This window comes from Methanobacterium formicicum DSM 3637 (assembly GCF_000302455.1).
Classification (GTDB): domain Archaea; phylum Methanobacteriota; class Methanobacteria; order Methanobacteriales; family Methanobacteriaceae; genus Methanobacterium; species Methanobacterium formicicum_A.
Genome location: NZ_AMPO01000012.1, coordinates 91,064 through 108,702 on the forward strand (window position 1 = coordinate 91,064; position 17,639 = coordinate 108,702).

14 protein-coding genes and 1 pseudogene are annotated in these 17,639 nt (G+C 40.1%); 6 read left to right on the forward strand and 9 right to left on the reverse strand.

Going from position 1 to position 17,639, the window contains the following annotated elements; genetic code table 11:
* Positions 1 to 148: 148 nt before the first annotated feature.
* Positions 149 to 3,091: a pseudomurein-binding repeat-containing protein gene (locus tag A994_RS12975; RefSeq protein ID WP_052309312.1), complete on the reverse strand. Its 2,943-nt coding sequence runs from the start codon at positions 3,089 to 3,091 to the stop codon at positions 149 to 151.
* A 767-nt stretch (positions 3,092 to 3,858) separates the two neighbouring features.
* Here A994_RS12975 and A994_RS11850 point away from each other — a divergent pair.
* Positions 3,859 to 4,419, forward strand: coding sequence for a thiamine-phosphate synthase family protein (locus tag A994_RS11850; RefSeq protein WP_004031884.1), 561 nt, complete (start codon positions 3,859 to 3,861; stop codon positions 4,417 to 4,419).
* 336 nt (positions 4,420 to 4,755) lie between these two features.
* Positions 4,756 to 5,760, forward strand: coding sequence for an SIS domain-containing protein (locus tag A994_RS11855; RefSeq protein WP_004031885.1), 1,005 nt, complete (start codon positions 4,756 to 4,758; stop codon positions 5,758 to 5,760).
* 354 nt (positions 5,761 to 6,114) lie between these two features.
* On the opposite strand, the gene A994_RS13095 is transcribed toward A994_RS11855, so the two are convergent.
* The 4 genes from A994_RS13095 to A994_RS11875 form a co-directional block, all read right to left on the reverse strand.
* Positions 6,115 to 6,780 carry an Hsp20 family protein gene (locus tag A994_RS13095; RefSeq protein ID WP_004031886.1) on the reverse strand — a complete coding sequence of 222 codons (666 nt, stop codon included), beginning with the start codon at positions 6,778 to 6,780 and terminating at the stop codon, positions 6,115 to 6,117.
* A 116-nt stretch (positions 6,781 to 6,896) separates the two neighbouring features.
* Positions 6,897 to 7,913: an NOG1 family protein gene (locus A994_RS11865; RefSeq protein WP_004031887.1), complete on the reverse strand. Its 1,017-nt coding sequence runs from the start codon at positions 7,911 to 7,913 to the stop codon at positions 6,897 to 6,899.
* Between the two features lie 441 nt (positions 7,914 to 8,354).
* A complete protein-coding gene (locus A994_RS11870) occupies positions 8,355 to 8,915 on the reverse strand; it encodes a TIGR00296 family protein (RefSeq protein ID WP_100222314.1) in 561 nt (186 codons plus the stop codon).
* A gap of 150 nt (positions 8,916 to 9,065) precedes the next feature.
* Positions 9,066 to 10,439 carry a TldD/PmbA family protein gene (locus A994_RS11875; protein ID WP_004031889.1) on the reverse strand — a complete coding sequence of 458 codons (1,374 nt, stop codon included), beginning with the start codon at positions 10,437 to 10,439 and terminating at the stop codon, positions 9,066 to 9,068.
* Positions 10,440 to 10,584: 145 nt separating this feature from the next.
* Between A994_RS11875 and A994_RS11880 the strand changes: the two genes are divergently transcribed.
* The 4 genes and pseudogenes from A994_RS11880 to A994_RS11895 form a co-directional block, all read left to right on the forward strand.
* Positions 10,585 to 11,154 carry a hypothetical protein gene (locus tag A994_RS11880; RefSeq protein WP_004031890.1) on the forward strand — a complete coding sequence of 190 codons (570 nt, stop codon included), beginning with the start codon at positions 10,585 to 10,587 and terminating at the stop codon, positions 11,152 to 11,154.
* Positions 11,155 to 11,417: 263 nt separating this feature from the next.
* Positions 11,418 to 12,968, forward strand: a complete 1,551-nt coding sequence (locus A994_RS11885; protein ID WP_048204261.1) for a homocysteine biosynthesis protein — start codon at positions 11,418 to 11,420, stop codon at positions 12,966 to 12,968.
* Positions 12,965 to 13,351 carry a 4Fe-4S dicluster domain-containing protein gene (locus tag A994_RS11890; protein ID WP_004031892.1) on the forward strand — a complete coding sequence of 129 codons (387 nt, stop codon included), beginning with the start codon at positions 12,965 to 12,967 and terminating at the stop codon, positions 13,349 to 13,351. The genes A994_RS11885 and A994_RS11890 overlap by 4 nt, the downstream gene beginning before the upstream one ends.
* Positions 13,352 to 13,380: 29 nt before the next feature.
* Positions 13,381 to 13,971: pseudogene (locus tag A994_RS11895) on the forward strand (dienelactone hydrolase family protein); the annotation flags it as partial.
* A gap of 52 nt (positions 13,972 to 14,023) precedes the next feature.
* Here A994_RS11895 and A994_RS11900 read toward each other — a convergent pair.
* From A994_RS11900 to cbiM, 4 genes are all read right to left on the reverse strand, one after another.
* On the reverse strand, positions 14,024 to 14,863 hold the full coding sequence (locus tag A994_RS11900; RefSeq protein WP_004031895.1) for an ATP-binding cassette domain-containing protein: 840 nt from the start codon (positions 14,861 to 14,863) through the stop codon (positions 14,024 to 14,026).
* 142 nt (positions 14,864 to 15,005) lie between these two features.
* Positions 15,006 to 15,794, reverse strand: a complete 789-nt coding sequence (cbiQ, locus tag A994_RS11905) for a cobalt ECF transporter T component CbiQ (protein ID WP_004031896.1) — start codon at positions 15,792 to 15,794, stop codon at positions 15,006 to 15,008.
* Positions 15,795 to 15,921: 127 nt separating this feature from the next.
* A complete protein-coding gene (locus tag A994_RS11910) occupies positions 15,922 to 16,278 on the reverse strand; it encodes an energy-coupling factor ABC transporter substrate-binding protein (RefSeq protein WP_004031897.1) in 357 nt (118 codons plus the stop codon).
* Complete coding sequence (gene cbiM, locus A994_RS11915) at positions 16,279 to 16,965, reverse strand: cobalt ECF transporter S component CbiM (protein WP_004031900.1); 687 nt, start codon at positions 16,963 to 16,965, stop codon at positions 16,279 to 16,281.
* Positions 16,966 to 17,639 lie beyond the last annotated feature (674 nt).

Sequence of the window (17,639 nt, forward strand, 5' to 3'; positions counted from 1 at the left end):
TTTTTAAATTATAATCATTATTTTTTTGATGTTAATGTACGATAAAAATTTCAGGGAATAAATTTCAAGGTTCAATATGCCCTATGTTACACTTGAATTTGCATAGCCCGGGCTAGGGAGTGTAAAAAAAAGAAAAAAAGAAAGTGTTTTAAAATGGCAGCGAAGCATATGTGCCTTTATAAGTCCACGAATTGGTATCCCAGTTGTTGATTACTCCTAGCGAATTTCTTGAGCTAGTTGCATCCGCATTGTACCATTGTCCATTTACATATATCTGAGCCCATACATGACCATACCAATTACCACTGCTGAGGAAGTAACATTCTCCATGTACGTATCTTGCAGGTAATCCAGCTGCTCTTGAAAGGGCCACGATTAGATGTGAATGATCACAGCAATTCGCACTTCCAGAAGAGAGAGCTCCAAGGGCTCCTTTCTGGGAGTCGTAGTAATATGAATATTCTAAGTTGTCACGCACCCAATTAAAGATGCGTTGGGCCTTATCATAGCTGGATGTTGCACCAGAGGTTATGCTCTGGGCTAATGCAATTATACTGGGGTCGTTAACCTGACAGTTAGTAGTTGCCTGTAGGTACTGTAGTAGATCTGCAGGTACAGGGTCACTGATTCCAACAATACTGCTCCATGGTTTCATGGTTGCATAGTTGGGTAACTCACCGTTAGCACCATAGTAGCTTAACACTCGTGAGTAGAGGTATATCTGGGATTGGTAACTGATTGTACCCAGGCCTACCAAGCCAGATTCTGGGGCTTTGTTGTTGGCGTCCATGTAACTTGCGATACGTCGAGCGAAATCAACGTAATCTGCCAGGTACAAGTTACCGCTACTCATCTGTTCATAGCTGGAAGATGGTAATGTTTCACTGTTTAAGTCTATTGAAGCTGTGTTCTTGTTATTTAGGTTTACTGTGGCTGTGGTTAATAAGTGTAAGAATTGGGCCATGTTTACTTGAATGCTACCCATCTGAACATAGTTGGGCATGGCTTTGTTGTTTTCTATGTAGTTCTTTACTCTGAGTGCTGCATCGGCAATTTCACTTATAGTGAAACTGGTGCCGGTTGTTGATGTTCCATTGATTGGTATGTTAGCAGCGGACCATGGTTTTACTACCACATAATTAGGTAGTGCATCATTGGCATCACTATAGGCTAAAACCCGGGTGTACATGTAAACCAGTGATTGATAGCTGATTTTACCCAGACCATTCAACCCATATATAGGGGCCTGGCCATTACTGTCCATGTAGGAAACTATCCTGGATGCCAGATCCAGATAATCTGCCTGATTAACCTTTCCACTGGTAATCTCTTCCGAGAAACCAGCAGGAACAGTTAAAGTTGGCAGAGCTATCCCACTGGTACTGCCACTACCGATCTGTATGGAAGCTTGAGCAGCCAGATACAAATACTGAGCAATATTCACAGAAACACCCGCAACACTCACCGTACTAGGCAAACACTTATTAGACTCAATATAAGCCTTAACATTCACCGCAGCAGCAGCAATCTGCTCCCGCGTGAAAGTAGTAGTGGAAGTGTTAGGTGTGTCGTTAATGGGTATGTTAGCTGTTTTCCATGAAAGAACAGTCATGGTTGTGGGTAGTGCGTTATTAGTAGAGTAACTAGCGAGTATTCTGGTGTATAGGTAGGTTAGTGATTGGTAGCTGATTTTACCCAGACCATTCAACCCATATATAGGGGCCTGGCCATTACTGTTCATATAGGAAACTATCCTAGATGCCAGATCCAGATAATTCGACTTAGTAACGTTTCCACTGGTAATCTCTTCCGAGAAACCAGCAGGAACAGACACAGTCGGCAAAGCTATCCCACCAGTACTACCACTACCGATCTGTACCGAAGCCTGACAGGCCAGATACAAATACTGAGCAATATTCACAGAAACACCCGCAACACTCACCGTACTAGGCAAACACTTATTAGACTCAATATAAGCCTTAACATTCACCGCAGCAGCAGCAATCTGCTCCCGCGTGAAAGTAGTAGTGGAAGTGCTTTTGAAGAAATCTTTATCTACCCAACCATATCTGAAGAGTGCAAATCCTGATGCTCCTCCAGCTAGGGCAGATTTTATATCTTGGTTGATTTCTTCTGCCGATAGTGCTACCACATTGTTGTCACTTTGATAAGTTTGTAAACCAGCTACTACTGGTTTGGTGGAGTGACTGACAATGTAAGCAGTGGTGGTGGTTATCCATTCATTGTCTTCCTTGTAGTTCCCTTCATATATCATGGGAACCAGGAAGTCCAAGTAGTTGGATAGTTGAGCGTAGTCTTGCCCGTAATAGTATGCATTGACTGCTCCTTCAGGCATGAGCGCAGCTGAAACTGCTACTTTTGTCTTAATACTTTTTACAGTAGTGTACACTCTCTGGACGAAGCTGGTTATTGCTTCTGTACCTCCGGAGTGTTGGTAGGCAGTTCCAGGATAGCGAACGTAGTCTAGGTGAATTCCAGATATGTCGTAGTTGGTTGTGATATCTGCTATGGTTTTTACCAGTGCATCGGTGACTGTACTGTCTTTAGGATCAACCCAGTTCCCATTTGCATCTACGAAACAGGTTATCCAGGCATGGATCCGTATTCCTGTACCTTGTAGTTTATTAATTATGGTCGTCAGGACCGTTTGATATGTTGGAGCGGTAATGCGGTTTGCCTTGACGAATACATCCGTTATTCCGGCTGTTATTAATTCGTTGACATTGACGTTATTTACGTCATCCACATTCAACCATAATGCGTGGACATTATTGTAGGTTCCATCTGATGCTGCCGCAGTGTTATTTTGAATGGTGTCTGTTTGGTTAGTGTTTTCGGATGAACTATTTTGAGTATTATTGATGGTTTTGGATGTCTGGTTTTCTTGTTGATTGGTTCCTGTATCACTAACCACCGCAGTGGTTGTATTCTGAATAGTGCTTGAGTTTGTGTTGTTTTCTACTATCTCACTGATGTTGGTTGTGTTCGTGAAATTATCTGAAACGGACTGATTTGGGGTGGCATAGTTAATACCAGGGACTAGCGCGACTACTACGAGTAATAGTAGCATGGCTAGCAACCATTGTTGCTTCAGTATTATGCCCCCTCATTTGTCTGTACGTCAGTTGAACACAGATAGAGAGTTCCTGACACAATAAGATCGTCTTTTTGTGCATATAAATCTTTTCATTTATTTTTGCGAAAAAAACCCTTAGATGGAGCTTTTTTAGATTTAAAACCCTCAGAATCAGAATTGGTGATGGGGATTCCCAGTCCTGATCTTTCTTTTTTAGCATCCCACCCCACCACAACCCAAAGGTTTACTTGCCGTGAGATTTGAAGGCGATGTTCTCTTGTAACAATATTCCAAAACTCCATGCAAATTTGAGACATTATTTAGGGATTATCCGAATAGAAATATTGATTATCACGGGTAAAAGCATGTCAAGAACAAAATGTGCCCTTAATCAGAATAAAAATTAAGTTTATTGGAATAAATGAGGAATAATGATTTAATCAAGCACTATAATCTTTTTAAACTATTTTTTATACCCAAAATAACCACAAATAGAGTATTTTGTGTATTAAATGGTAAAAAACTTCATCTAATGCATCAAAAAACATCAAATACCCTTAAAATAGTTTTTTATTACTTAATTATGTTAGTTGATGGAGCAGGTAGTGTGGTGTTATACCCATGTAACAGAACAATCATTATAATGACCACCAAAGAGATCTAGCTCTGGTTAAAATTGTGAAAAAAATTCCCGGTAAAATAATTAAAAAATTCTCTCATTACACCAAAACTTATATTCCATTGGTTTTAAACTCATATTCATGATAATAGAGAAGCTCGAAAGGGCAGTACAGATTCTGGAAGAATCACCAGAATTTGCACAGTTAATTCCCGAGGTCAGGAGTAACATTGTAATGGCTAAAGAGAATGCCCAAACTGTAGAAGATGTTGCAGGGATCCCTGGACGCATAACATCAGTTAAAGGTATTCCTAAAGCTGTTTCCAGGCCGGATTTTGGTGCTTCATCCCATATGGCCAGGCTGGTTTTAAGTGTTATGAAGCATGACCCTGAAAAGCGCAGCGCCCTGAATATTAAATACACCCCTGATCTGGTGGATATGTGCCGTAAACTCGGTTTAAAGGTTTCCAGCTACGATCGGACCCATGAACCATCAAAAGTATCCGAGAAAGAGGGAAGTACCATATCATGGGGGGTTGAAGTGGCAGTACAAAATTCAGACACTGTTCCAGATGTCATTTACCATAAGGGTGCCTGGGGAAAGGAGCCCATGATCGTGATGGTGGGGAACCAACCAGAAGAACTGGCAGAAATGGCAGTGTGCCTGGCCAGATTATCTTCTACTGAAAAGGTAAAAGTATAACAGATAAGATCATGATAGTATAGAAGTCATCATAATCTTTTAGAACAGCAAAGCAGTGCAATTATTAACATAAATCATACCACATTAACATAAATCATACCACATCCGTTAAGTGGAGCAGCTATTTCACACTTTAGAAAATGGTAGTCCACCTAAAAGGAGAAGTTATTATAGCATGATTGAAATATATGACTAGAGGATGGATAATTGATTTAAAAAATAATCAATTAATTAAGTAGCAATAAACAATGATAATTAACTAATAAAACAATTCAGCGGGTTAAATGAAATGGAACCCATTGATTATTATAATTATACAAATATTGAGGGACTATTATGCATTATAAGATGTATGAAGAAATGATGGAGCAGCCCCACTCTTTAAATAACACTATGGAATCTGAAAAATCTCACATGATAGAAATAAGTGAGAAATTAAAAGAGTTCGACAAAATATACCTGGTGGGATGTGGAAGCTCCCTTTCAACATGTTTTTCAGCTAAAGACGCTATGAATATCACTTCAAACCGGAGCATTGAAGTTTACACCGGTTACGAATTCTACTACCATAAAAAACTCCAGAATGAAAATGCAGGGGTAATCTTAACATCACAATCCGGAGAAACAGCCGACACATTAGCAGCACTCCGAAGAGCACAAAATGAGGGGATGTACACTGTATCCATCATAAACGAAGACCAAAGTACCATGATGCAGGAGTCCCAAGATGTGGTTTTAACCAGATGCAACAGGGAAACCGCAATACTGGGCACCAAAACTTACATGACCCAGCTCATGTGCCTTTACCAGATCCTATTTGGTATGGAAGACTCACCAGACTCTCAAGAAGTCCTTAATGATCTTGCGAAAATCCCATCAATTACCCAGGAACTTCTAAAGAAAACTGAAGAAGATAACAAAGCCCTGGCCAAAAAATATGCCAACTACGACATATTCTACTGTATGGGAAGCGGCCCCAACTACGGACTGGCCTACAAACTGGCCATGACCATGTTCATGGAAGGAGCACTCAAACACGCCTGCCCACTATACTCCGGAGAATTCCGCCACGGACTCATTGAAAGAGTGGAAAAAAACATACCAGTAATATTCCTCGATGCGGGCTACCCCGGAGATGAATTCACCCGCAAATCAATTGAATTTTCCCGGAAAGTGGGAGCAGAAAACATAGTATACCGGATGCAGGATTATACAGACATAAACCCATTACTGGCACCATTTATACTGGTAGTACCCCTGGAATGGTTCATATACTACCTGGCCCACTACAACAACGAAGACCCTGGAAGCACCAGACACATTGGGAAAGTTAGGTACTGATTTTTAGGGTACCACTCTAATTTTTAAGAGAAATCCATTAAAAAATTCTATTTTTAACAATAATACCCCATCAAAAAGTTATATCTCTAACAATAAGAAATCCATAAAAAATTCTATTTTTAACAATAATACCCCATCAAAAAGTTATATTTCTAACAGGAAGAGACTCATCACTAAATTTATTTTCAGGATTAATATTCATCAAAAATCAATGTATTCATTAATTAATATCAGTATTCAGTAAAACTAGTAAGGATTTGAATAATTAAATTAATCTAAAAAATAAAGAAGTTCATCTGGGAATTAACCATGAAAATCCCAGACTCAAATAATTTAGATGTTCGATCTGTTGTTTTATTTGATCTCTAATTTTTGGGTTTCTGCAATCTCTTTGGGAAGTTTCAGGGTGAGAATGGATTCATCGAAATTGGCACTGGCCTCTTTGATCTTGATCTCAGCAGGTAACTTGATGGTACGGGTAACTTCACCAGAACCTCGCTCCCTTTTTATGTAATTAATATCTTCACCTTCCATTCCCTCATGGAATGTGGCAGTGATTGTCACTGATTCAATAGTAACATCAACGGATAAAGCTTCTTTTTCGACTCCTGGAAGATCTGCTATGAGTACAAACTCTTCAGGTGTGTCAATGAGGTCCAGGTAAGGTGTAGTGGGTGCAGTGTAATCATTAATGGTTTTTCCCAGGTCTTCCTGCTTTTCACGCAGTGTTTTGAAAACATCATTAACCATTTTCTCTGCTGTAGTGCGAATTTCCTCAGTTCTCTCAGATGCACTTTCACGGAATTCTTTACTCTTACCGGAAACAGTATCTTTAGCTTCAGAAGCCTTATTTTTAACATCTTCACTTTTTTCTGAAACAGAATCTTTTACTCCTGCAGCTTTGACTTTGACCTCTTCACCTTTTTCTGAAACAGAATCTTTCACTTCAGCAGCTTTGGATATAATTTCTTCCTTGGTGTCTTTGCCTTTGGGTTCTAATTTTGTTTTCTTTTCATCCATAGAAATCCCTCACATAACCATTAAAACTATCCAAATTTTTAGGGAAATTTCTTATATGATAAGCTGGGATTTCCCCCAATCAAAGGAACTAACGTTATAAAACGTTGCAGAGAAGATTATTCTCCCCTATTAATCTTATTTTCCCTGTTGAATTCCTCTAATATTTTGATTATCTCTGATATACCACTACCTTCAGAGGCAGCGACCATCAGGGGCTTATCACTAGTATCAATATGTTGTTCAATGTACTTAATGTTTTCTTCATCATCTGCCAGATCCATTTTATTGAAGATGGAACGAACTGGAGTGTTTCTGAATATCTTTTTTATTTCCCAATACAGGTTTATCTGGTTTTCCACAGGGAATCCTGAGGTTTGTGATGGATCAAATATGAAAAGGATTAGATCTGCCAGATGTTCCAGTGCTACCATAGCATTGAGTTCTATCTGGTTCATTTCCTGCACTGGACGGTCCAGAAGCCCAGGAGTGTCGATGATCTGGTACTTCTGCCAGCGAAGTTCGAAATGTCCAATTTGAATTCCTTTGGTGGTGAATGGGTAGTCTGCTACTTCTGGTTCTGCATTGGTGATCTGTCTTAGTAGGGTTGATTTTCCCACATTGGGAAAACCAGCAATAACTGCAGTGGTGGCATCGGTGTCCACAGTAGGGACGTTTCGCAGCTTCTGTTTGGCGTAGTTTAAAAAGTCAAGTTCATCACTTATACGCTTCACTACAGAGGATATTCTCCCAAATGCAGCCCTTCTTACCTGTGAAGCGTTTTCAGGAGGTGATCTTCGTATTTTAAAGGTGTACTGGTTTTGTAGTTTTTCTAAAACTCCGTTAGCCCAGTTCAATGCTCCCAGTGATTTTTTAAGGTCATCCACACCCACCGCTACATCGATGTAGTCCTGGTAGAACATAGGGAGTTCTTCCACATGGGGTGTTTTCTCCAGAATTTCCTCAAAGGTGTCTTTAATCACCTGGCAGGCAGTCTGAACTCGTACTTCTTCTATTCGCTTTGATTTTTGCTGTCGGTGGATCTTGGATGTTCGGACCCGGGCCGCAGCTTTTTTTGCCCGACGGAATGCTTTGTCAATTACTTCCTCGGAGGTGGGTATGTTAGGTAAAAACATTATTTCACATTTTTCTTAATTTATGATGGTTTCGTTAATTTTATGATAGGTTTCTTAACTATTAGGATGAAATTATAGATTATATAGGATTAGTTTAGACTTTAAAAGATTATAATCTTTTTAAAACGTTTTTAAGAACAATAATAAAGTTTAAATGATATTCAATATCTACTTTTTACTAATTACTTTTCCTTAAAAAATTATTCCATAATCCCCTAAATCTTAATTCTTTAATTATTTCCTAAATATTCCTATAATAATAATGAGTATAGTACTAAAATATTGTTTCTGTTCTTATTTATAATATCACTAATTCAATTCGAATACCCATTGTTCAGTGAAAAATTTCTTTAATAATGGGATATCTGAAGGTTTATAAGAATCTCTAGAATTAGACTAAACTCTTTTTTTCAATACATGAATCCCATTAATACATCATTACTACTCAGAAAAGATCTGGGATTGGAAACTGTACATTTTAACACCTTCCTCTAACCAGCAATCCGAAGGTAAACCAGCTTTCATACAAGTGTTGGCCAGGAAGTCTTCAACATCCCAGTTCCACTCCACTGGAACTTGGGGTAACAGCAGCCCCCGGTACATTCCCATCTCCACAATGAGTCCATCTCTGCCCACTTTTACCTTTTCCAAGTACTCGGAAGGTTTTTGAACTTCTATCAGTTCTGGTTTGGTGAGCACACTGACTTCAACCTGGATCTCCTTAAGCTCTGCTGCGGTGACTGGTGGGAACCTGGGGTCTCCGGTAGCTGCACTTATAGCCACCTCAACCACTGCCTGGGCCAGAGGTTTTACTGGTTCTGGGTATCCAATGCAACCCCTTAAATCCCCATTACGGGTTAAGGTTACAAATGCCCCCATTTCCTCATTTAAGATGGGATCCAGATCATCAGGAACTTTTATGATCTCTTTAAGAGTAATGTAGGTTTCAATGGTGTTTCTTGCTAATTTTACCAGAAATTCCCCTTCTTCCTCACTTATCACCATATCCCTCCAAATGTTGATTTTTATTCCAGCTTAACCTTTCTGAATATGATTTTTTTAAAGTCCAACCGGTATCAATTATTGAATGTACTAGAGTTAGTTCACGTGTTAATTTTATCTTAAATTAACCTTCAAGCAGATGATCTTACCTTAACTGGCCCCACCTACTGTTGCCTCACTGACCCTGGTGTGTGGGCCTCCATCTCCAACTGGAGCTGTTTGACCTGCTTTACCACAGAATCCCACTCCTAAGTGGAAGTCAGATGCAACGCCATCAACTTTCTGCAGTATTTCCAGGATATTACCCGAGAGAGACACATCACGGAGGGGATCTTTAACTTCACCATTTTCTATTAAGAATGATTCAGCAGCATTGAACTGGAAAACACCCTTACCGGTATCTACCTGACCACCACGTGATCCCTTAAGGTATATTCCATGATCCATATCTTCGATCAATTCTTCAAAGCTCATCTGGCCGGGTTTAAGGTAGGTGTTGCTCATACGGACTATGGGCTGATCCCCAACTCCAGAGCGTGCATTTCCACTGGATGATATGTTGAGTTTGGCTGCTGTTTCCCTGGAGCTTAAAAGGGATGTCAAAACTCCATCTTGAACCAGTACGTTTTCACTGGTCTTGGTACCCTCCGCATCGTAAGCATAATAGCCAAATGCATCCATACTGGCATCATCTACAATGGTAACCAAGGGTGAACCAATTTGAGTTCCCATTTTTCCCTTTAAAATGGAGTCATTCTGCAGTATCAGGTCAGCTTCAGATGCATGACCTACTGCTTCATGGATAAAGACTCCGGTGAGTTCCGGGTCCATAATTATAGGATAGCGTCCGGATGGGGGTAGACTGGCATCCAGTAACCGGACTGCCTTGGTAGCAGCGGTTCTTCCCATTAGTTCCAGGTCTTCGGATTCAATTACTTCAAAACCCTTTGCACCACCAGTACTCTTGTGTCCAAATTGAATGCCGCTTTCGGATGCAGCTACTGCATTTAAAAACAAAGCAACCCTGTTTTCTTCCATGGTAATGGAGGATCCTTCTGAGTTTAGGAACATTGTGGTTCCCTCAGAATCAACGTAGTTAACAGTGGTGCTGACCACTTTATCCAGGTTGGCAGCCTTCTCCACCTCGGACATAACTCCTTTTTTATCCTCAAGGGACACATCAGATAGTTTGATGCGGGCATTTGAAGATATTTTATCGGTTTTAACCTCAGCTGGTGCCAGTTCCACATCACTGGAAAGGGCACTGGCCAGTTTAAGTGCAGATTCTGCCACATGATCCAGACGATCCAACCGGGTGGTGTAGGAAAATCCCCATGCCCCTCCCTTTAAAACACGGATACAGGCACCCAGATCCGATCCTGATCTGATTTCCTGGATTTTTCCATCCTTCATTACAATAACAGTGTTTTCACTCTCATTAACCCGCATATCAGCGTAGTCAACATGTTTTTCCACTGATTTCAGTGTTTTTTCCAGTAAGTCCAGATCTAACTCTTCTTTCATGTTATCTCCACTTTTAATATGTTCTTCTTGACATATAATTTTAAAGATTAATATTTTAAGGATCAATTAATTTAGTTAAAAGATTAATTAAATTTAGGGCTTTATATATAAATAAACAGTGAAATGATAGTAAAGGGTGTAAGAATTGATCGAGAATAAACCAATCGCAATTATTTTAGCAGTTTTAACATTCATAGCTGGAACTGCATTCTTTGTAGGTATTATATTCTATTTTGCAGGATATCCTCTTTCATCTCTTGGTGAACATCAATTATACGTGTTCTTCGCTGTTTTAATAGGCGTGATCCTTGCCTCTGTAGTTTACGGCCGTGGTAGTAATGACCGGGCCAAAAAAGCAGCTAAATGTGTGGAGGAATTGTTGGGAGTAGAAGTTAAAACCAATGATATGTGGAGGATACTGCGTGGAGTGGAAACCATGCCCACATTTGTAATTAATGATTATGTTTCCAAGGACATAAACGGGGTCGAAGCATACGAAGAAGGTATACGGGCATATATACCCAAGTTGTCTGATGAAAACCTGCAGGATATAAGGAGAATTATCGATAAACCAGTTCCCGAACTTCAGAATGTGTTAAACGAGCTCTATTTGGAAACCGAACTGGAACAGTTTAAAATACTGGCAGAACCAAGAGCTGAGCACTTGATTACCATGAATTTAGAGGAACTTAAAGGTATTCTGTTTAATGAGTAAATTGTTTTATTTTACTTCAATGAGGGAAAATCCTACTAAATAAGATTCAATGAAAGAAATCTTTAGTGAAAATTCCTTTAATTGAAAATAAACTCCTTTAAGTGGAATCATTTAATAAATGAAATTCCAGGTAACAAATTTGGATATTAATTATGGAAAAATAAATATATGATGTTCGGGTTAAATAGCTTAGAAATCATTGATATTATTATTTCTTCCCCATCAAAGGGGATTATTATTAAAAGGCACCGGATGTGAAAAAAGTGAAGACCATAGAGGAAATAAACCAAAAAATTAAAGCCGGGGACGCAGTTGTGGTTACTGCGGTTGAGATGACCCGTATTGTGCAGGAGAAAGGTGCAGGAGAAGCTGCAGAAGAGGTGGATGTTGTCACCACCGGTACATTTGGTGCTATGTGTTCTTCCGGTGCATTCTTCAACTTCGGACACTCTGATCCGCCTATCAAGATGAGTCGCACCTACTTAAATGGTGTGGAGGCCTATTCTGGTCTGGCTGCTGTGGATGCCTATGTTGGGGCCACACAACCACATCGTAACCCTGATATTGGCTTAGATTATGGTGGTGCTCATCTTCTGGAAGATCTGGTCCGGGGAAAAGAGGTTGAACTGGTGGCAGAAGCTTACGGAACAGATTGTTATCCCCGTACTGATGTTCACACATTCCTCAGTCTGGAAAACCTTAACCAGGCAGTTATGGTTAACCCCAGGAACTGTTACCAGAACTACGCTGCAGCCACAAACTCCACTGAGGAAACCATTTACACTTACATGGGCACTCTACTACCTCAGATGGGTAATGTGAGTTACTCCAGTGCCGGGGAGCTCAGCCCACTTTTAAATGACCCCTACTTCCAGACCATTGGTCTGGGCACCAGGATATTCCTGTGTGGAAGCCAGGGATATATTATGGGTGAGGGAACTCAGCACGCCACTGAGGGTGAGCGCAGGAATGGTGTTCCTGTAGATTCCGCCGGTACACTGATGCTCAAGGGTGACCTTAAACAGATGGATGCAGATTATCTTCGGGGAGCTACCATGCCCAAGTACGGTCCCACGCTCTATGTGGGTGCTGGTATTCCCATCCCAGTTTTAAATGAGGATATTGCCCGTCGTACCGGTATCAGTGATGCAGATATAAGCTGTAATATTTATGATTATGGTGTTCCCCGCAGAAGCCGTCCTGCGATGATGGAAACCAATTACCAGGAACTTCGAACCGGTAAGATTGAAATCAATGGAAATGAAGTACAGACATCTCCACTTTCCTCCTTAAAAAAGGCACTGGAAATAGCAGAGGAACTTAAAAAATGGATTGATAATGGTGAATTCTTCCTGACTCAACCGGTGAATAATTTACCATCCTACGGATGCACAGTCAAACCTCTTGAGATTAAACGGCCATCCATTATGGTGCAGGATTTGAAGATCAAACCAGTGATCACTGCCCGTGCTGAAGAGGCTATTTCTGGTGTTGCCCGGAAAATGGTGGAAAACAACATCAACCACCTTCCGGTGGTGGATCATGCTGACCGCCTCATGGGTATTGTAACCAGCTGGGATATTGCCCATGCAGTGGCCAAGGATAGCCGGAAGCTCACCGATGTAATGACCAAGAAGGTGATTGTGGCCATGGAGGATGAACCAGTGGAACTGGTTGCTCGACGCATTGATAAACATGAAATATCCGGTGTGCCCCTAGTTGACCGGGAAAACAGGGTTAAGGGGATGATCACTGCGGAGGATATCTCCAGATTAATTTGTTCCCAGAATAACAAGGAAGGTGGTTCACAATGAAAGCCTGGCTTAACTTTTCCCCCAGTATCGTGAATAAGACCGTGATCTCGGACCTGATAAAGAACTTCGACGTGACCTTCAACATACTCAAGGCAAATATCACCCCCAAAGGTGGTAAAATGCTCATAGAAATTAGCGGCAGTGAGGCAGAAGAAGGAATCAAGTACATGGAGAAGGAAGGTATCCAGCTTAATCCCATTAAGAAAGTGGTTAAAAAGGATGAAGAAAAATGCATGGATTGTGGTGAATGCATAAGCCTCTGTCCAGTAAATGCCATTAAAATGGAGGAAGACTGGACTGTGGAACTGGATAACCAGAAGTGCATTGGTTGCGGATTCTGCACCACTTCCTGCCCTACCAAGGCCATTAAGATTGCAGATTAAAAAATTGTTAATATTTATATTTAAAAAGGGAGCAATTTATGACAAATATAGTAATCTTTCATTCAGTTTTAGGGCTTCGAAGTGGAATAATTGAAACTGCAGAAATGTTAAAAGATAAAGGACATAATGTTCTCACTCCAGATCTTTATAATGGTGAAACATTTGATGATATGGAACAAGCACTGGAAAAATTTGAGGAAATTGGAATCGCGGAAATGGTTTCTCGTACCATTTCTTCAGTTAAAGATTTTCCCAGTGAAACAGTTTATGCAGGGTTTTCCAATGGAGGAACATCGGCTGAGTTACTTGCTGGAACAAAGCCTGGTGCCAGGGGATGTCTTTTATTTCACGCTGCTTTACCTCTTAATATGATTGGTATTGAAAGGTGGCCATCAAGTGTCCCGGTTCAGGTTCATTATGCAGCTAAAGATCCGTGGAAAAATCAACAATTGATCGATGAATTTTCAAAGAGTGTCCATCAATCTGGCGCCAGTTTTGAATATTTTGAGTATCCGGTCACAGGACACCTGTTTGCTGATCCAGATTCAGAAGATTACAATAGAAAATCATCTGAATTGTTATGGCAACGGGCAATACAGTTTTTACAGGATATTGAATGAATTACTCAATTATAACCATATATCAGATGAAAATAGGGAAAAAAATAAGAATTCAGTCTCCAAATTCTTTTAAAAGTTTTTGACGGGCCTCTCCAATGGTTAAGGGATACGGTTTATCAAAGGGGAGGTTATCCTTTTTTTGTAGTATTTCCATGAGATGGGCGATTCTGGGCAGTCGGAGGTTAGCTTTTCTGATGGTTTCCACATCAGCAAAAACATTCTGAGGTGATCCCTCCTTAATTATATTGCCTTCACTGATTATGTAAACCTGGTAGGCGTAAAGTGGGACCAGATCAACATCGTGGGTGGATATGATAATGGTAATTCCTTCCCGGTTGAGTTTGTAGAGTAACTTCATTATCTGGGATGCTCCCCTGGGATCAAGACCACTGGTGGGTTCATCCAGAACCATTATCTTGGGCTGCATTGCCAGGATTCCTGCAATTGCCACCCGCTTTTTTTGTCCGCCACTCAAATGATGTGGAGGTTTATTCTCAAAGCCTTCCATACCCACACGTTTTAAGGCTTCCTCAACCCGGGATTCAACTTCTTCCTTGGGCAGATCCAGGTTCAGGGGACCGAAGGCCACGTCTTCGGCAACTGTAGGGGCAAAAAGTTGATCATCCGGATTTTGAAAAACGATTCCAATCCTCTGTCTTAACTTTTTTAATCCTTTTCTTTCATAATTTACTGGATTTCCCTCTATTTTCACACACCCGGTGGTGGGTTTTAAGATTCCGTTAAAATGTAAAAATAGTGTGGATTTTCCAGCACCATTGGGACCTAGAAGTGCAATGATCTTGCCCTCGGGGGCAGTGAAATTTATTTCATTGAGTGCTTTGGTTCCATCGGGATACTGGTAAGTGACATCCACTGTTTCAACTACATTCATGATTATCTACCACATTAATGATTGTAATAAATTCCAGATTGTAATACATTTTCATCTTCTCTTTAAGTATCAAGTAATACACTAACTACATTAACCATCCTCACATAACCATTAGACCCTAAAAAACACAGCTATTTCCTACTTAAATGACTGTGAAGCTTCCAGTTAAATAAACTACAAAAATAAGACATGCCTCAAAAAGTATGAGTAAAGATATATTAAGGATTCCTATGCTTTTTATGCTTTCGGGTTCTTTCATTGTTTTAATGGAACCATCATAGCATCTTGATTCCATGGCTAGATGTGCCTGTTCACCCTTCACCCAGGTTCGGATAAACAGGTTGCTTCCCAGCATTCCCATTGATTTGAATGATTTTTTGTAGGATGAATATCCTAAACGTGTTTCCTGGGCATGGTACATGTTGATACCCTCATCTAAAAAGAGGAATATGTAACGGTACATTAACATGGCCAGTTCAGTGATTATCTGGGGAATTTTAATGCGTTCCAGTTCACTGAATAGTTCGGTCATGGGAATGGTGAGTGCCAGGAAGGCCATGCAGGTGAAACCACCCATTACCCGGGCAAAAAGGAGCAGACCCAGATTGAAACCATCCTCGGTAACTGCCAGGTTGAATATCCCCAGATCCAGGATGTGGGTCCCTACACCGAAAAAAAGGGACATGAAAACAAATGAAAATAATCCAAAGGTAAGGGGGATGGTTAAAAATTTAAGGTAAAATTTCCAGGGGATTTTGGCCTGGAATATAATTAAAAAAGATATGCAAATAGTTATCAGTAAAGGTACTACAAGTGATGTGGATATCAGGCTCACCAGCATGGTTGAAATTCCAAACAAAACCTTAAAGAGAGTGTTGATATCTCGAAGGCCATTGGAGTGTGCGTAGTTATCCAGAGTGTTTTCAAACATATAAAGTTACACCTGCAATCAGTACAAAGTTACTTTAAACATATTCAAATTCTATTTAATATGTTTTACTTTATATATTTTCCAGTTTACTTTAAGTACTGATTCACCTTTACCTCTACCTATTTTTTTAGTTTTCAGGTTCTGTTTTTTCTGATCCATTAAAACCTGATTTGGCTTCACTTTCTTTTCGAATCCTCTTACGTTCCTTTGCCTGTCCATTATAGTATCCCAGGATGTAACCTATTATAATGGCCCCTATAGCTGCCTGAAGTGCAAATAAAAGACTTTCGATTTCACCGCTGGGTGGTTCCCAGATGGAACTGAACCAGGGCTGGTATCCGGTTTCTTCAATTACTGTACTTGCTGCATCATCGGCTCCGCCGAAGTAACCCTGATCTTCACCCATTCCATTGTACATGGCCAGGGGTATGATGGCGATTAAAGCCACCAGGGCCAGGATGAGGATGTAGTATTTACTATTCATCTACACCACCGCCTTCACTTTATCCTTAACACGAGGCCCGATAACCTTTAACTGTTCCAGGATGTCCGGTCTGAGTTTCATGATGTAATCGAATATAACCACAGTTAAGAGTGCTTCTGCTATGGCCAGTGGTATCTGGGTGACTGCGAATATGATCATGAAGTTGGTGAATGCTGCAGTAAAGGTAGGTACCGGGAAGGCCAGGGATAGCTGGATTGCCGTGGTCACGTAGGTTAACAGATCTGCAAAGAATGCTGCCAGGAATATTCCCACAAGTGGGGGTCCGCCTGCACTTTTAATTCCTTTGTAGACCAGCCATCCTGCAACCGGTCCCACAATTCCCATGGAGACAATGTTGGCACCCAGAGTGGTCAGTCCACCATGGGCCAGGAGCAGTGCCTGGAAAACAAGGACAATAGCTCCCAGAACACTGGTAACTGCTGGGCCGAATAATACTGCACCTAAACCAGTACCAGTTGGATGAGAACAACTACCCGTAACTGAAGGTAGTTTTAATGATGATAAAACAAATATAAATGCCCCTGAAACTGCAAGTAAGGGTTTGGATTCTGGATGTTCATCTGTTATCTTCTTAATCTGTATAATACCGTAAGCCACCACTGGCAGAGCTACTATGTACCAGAAAAGGCACCATTGCCATGGTAGAAAACCTTCCATAATATGCATTTAAATCCTCCTTTTATTTTAAACAATTTATTTGATATTTATTTCATTATTCCGACTTTTCAAATGGGTATTAATTATTTAGGAAGCAAATTCACTTGTCACTACATGACACTTGCTCTATAATTCCCCACCCCACTGTAACTCACTTTTAGAACAAACACTATATAAAGTTTTCACTTTTACTTTAAAAAAAATCATGAAAAATTGATTTTTTATTTTTGTGCCAGGATCAGCTTATAAACCTGAAAATATTATCAAAAAAGTTAACCACAAGACATGTGCGTATTTTCTCTTAAAAAACTGATTTTTCTTCGAAAAAAAAGTGAGGAACTGATCTCAAGAAAATGGAATATCCTCATCTAAACAAAACCATTCTTCCAACGAAAACATTCTTCTAAAACAGATTGAATACTTTCTCCGAAAAAGGAGAATATTTTCTTACAAGTAAGTATTTTATCTTAAAAAATGATTATTAAGTCTCAAAAGAGTAAACCCTGCTTTTAAATAGGTAAATCAATATTTTTAGAAAAAATGCATGAAAATTGGTTAAAAACAACTACTGACTCAAAACGGGAAATATAAGTATCCAATTTAAAACAAGTAGTGAAATAAAAATATGTGAAAATTAAGGGGGGGGGGGGGGGGGCGTGCAGTGTTAAAAAGAAACACCACAC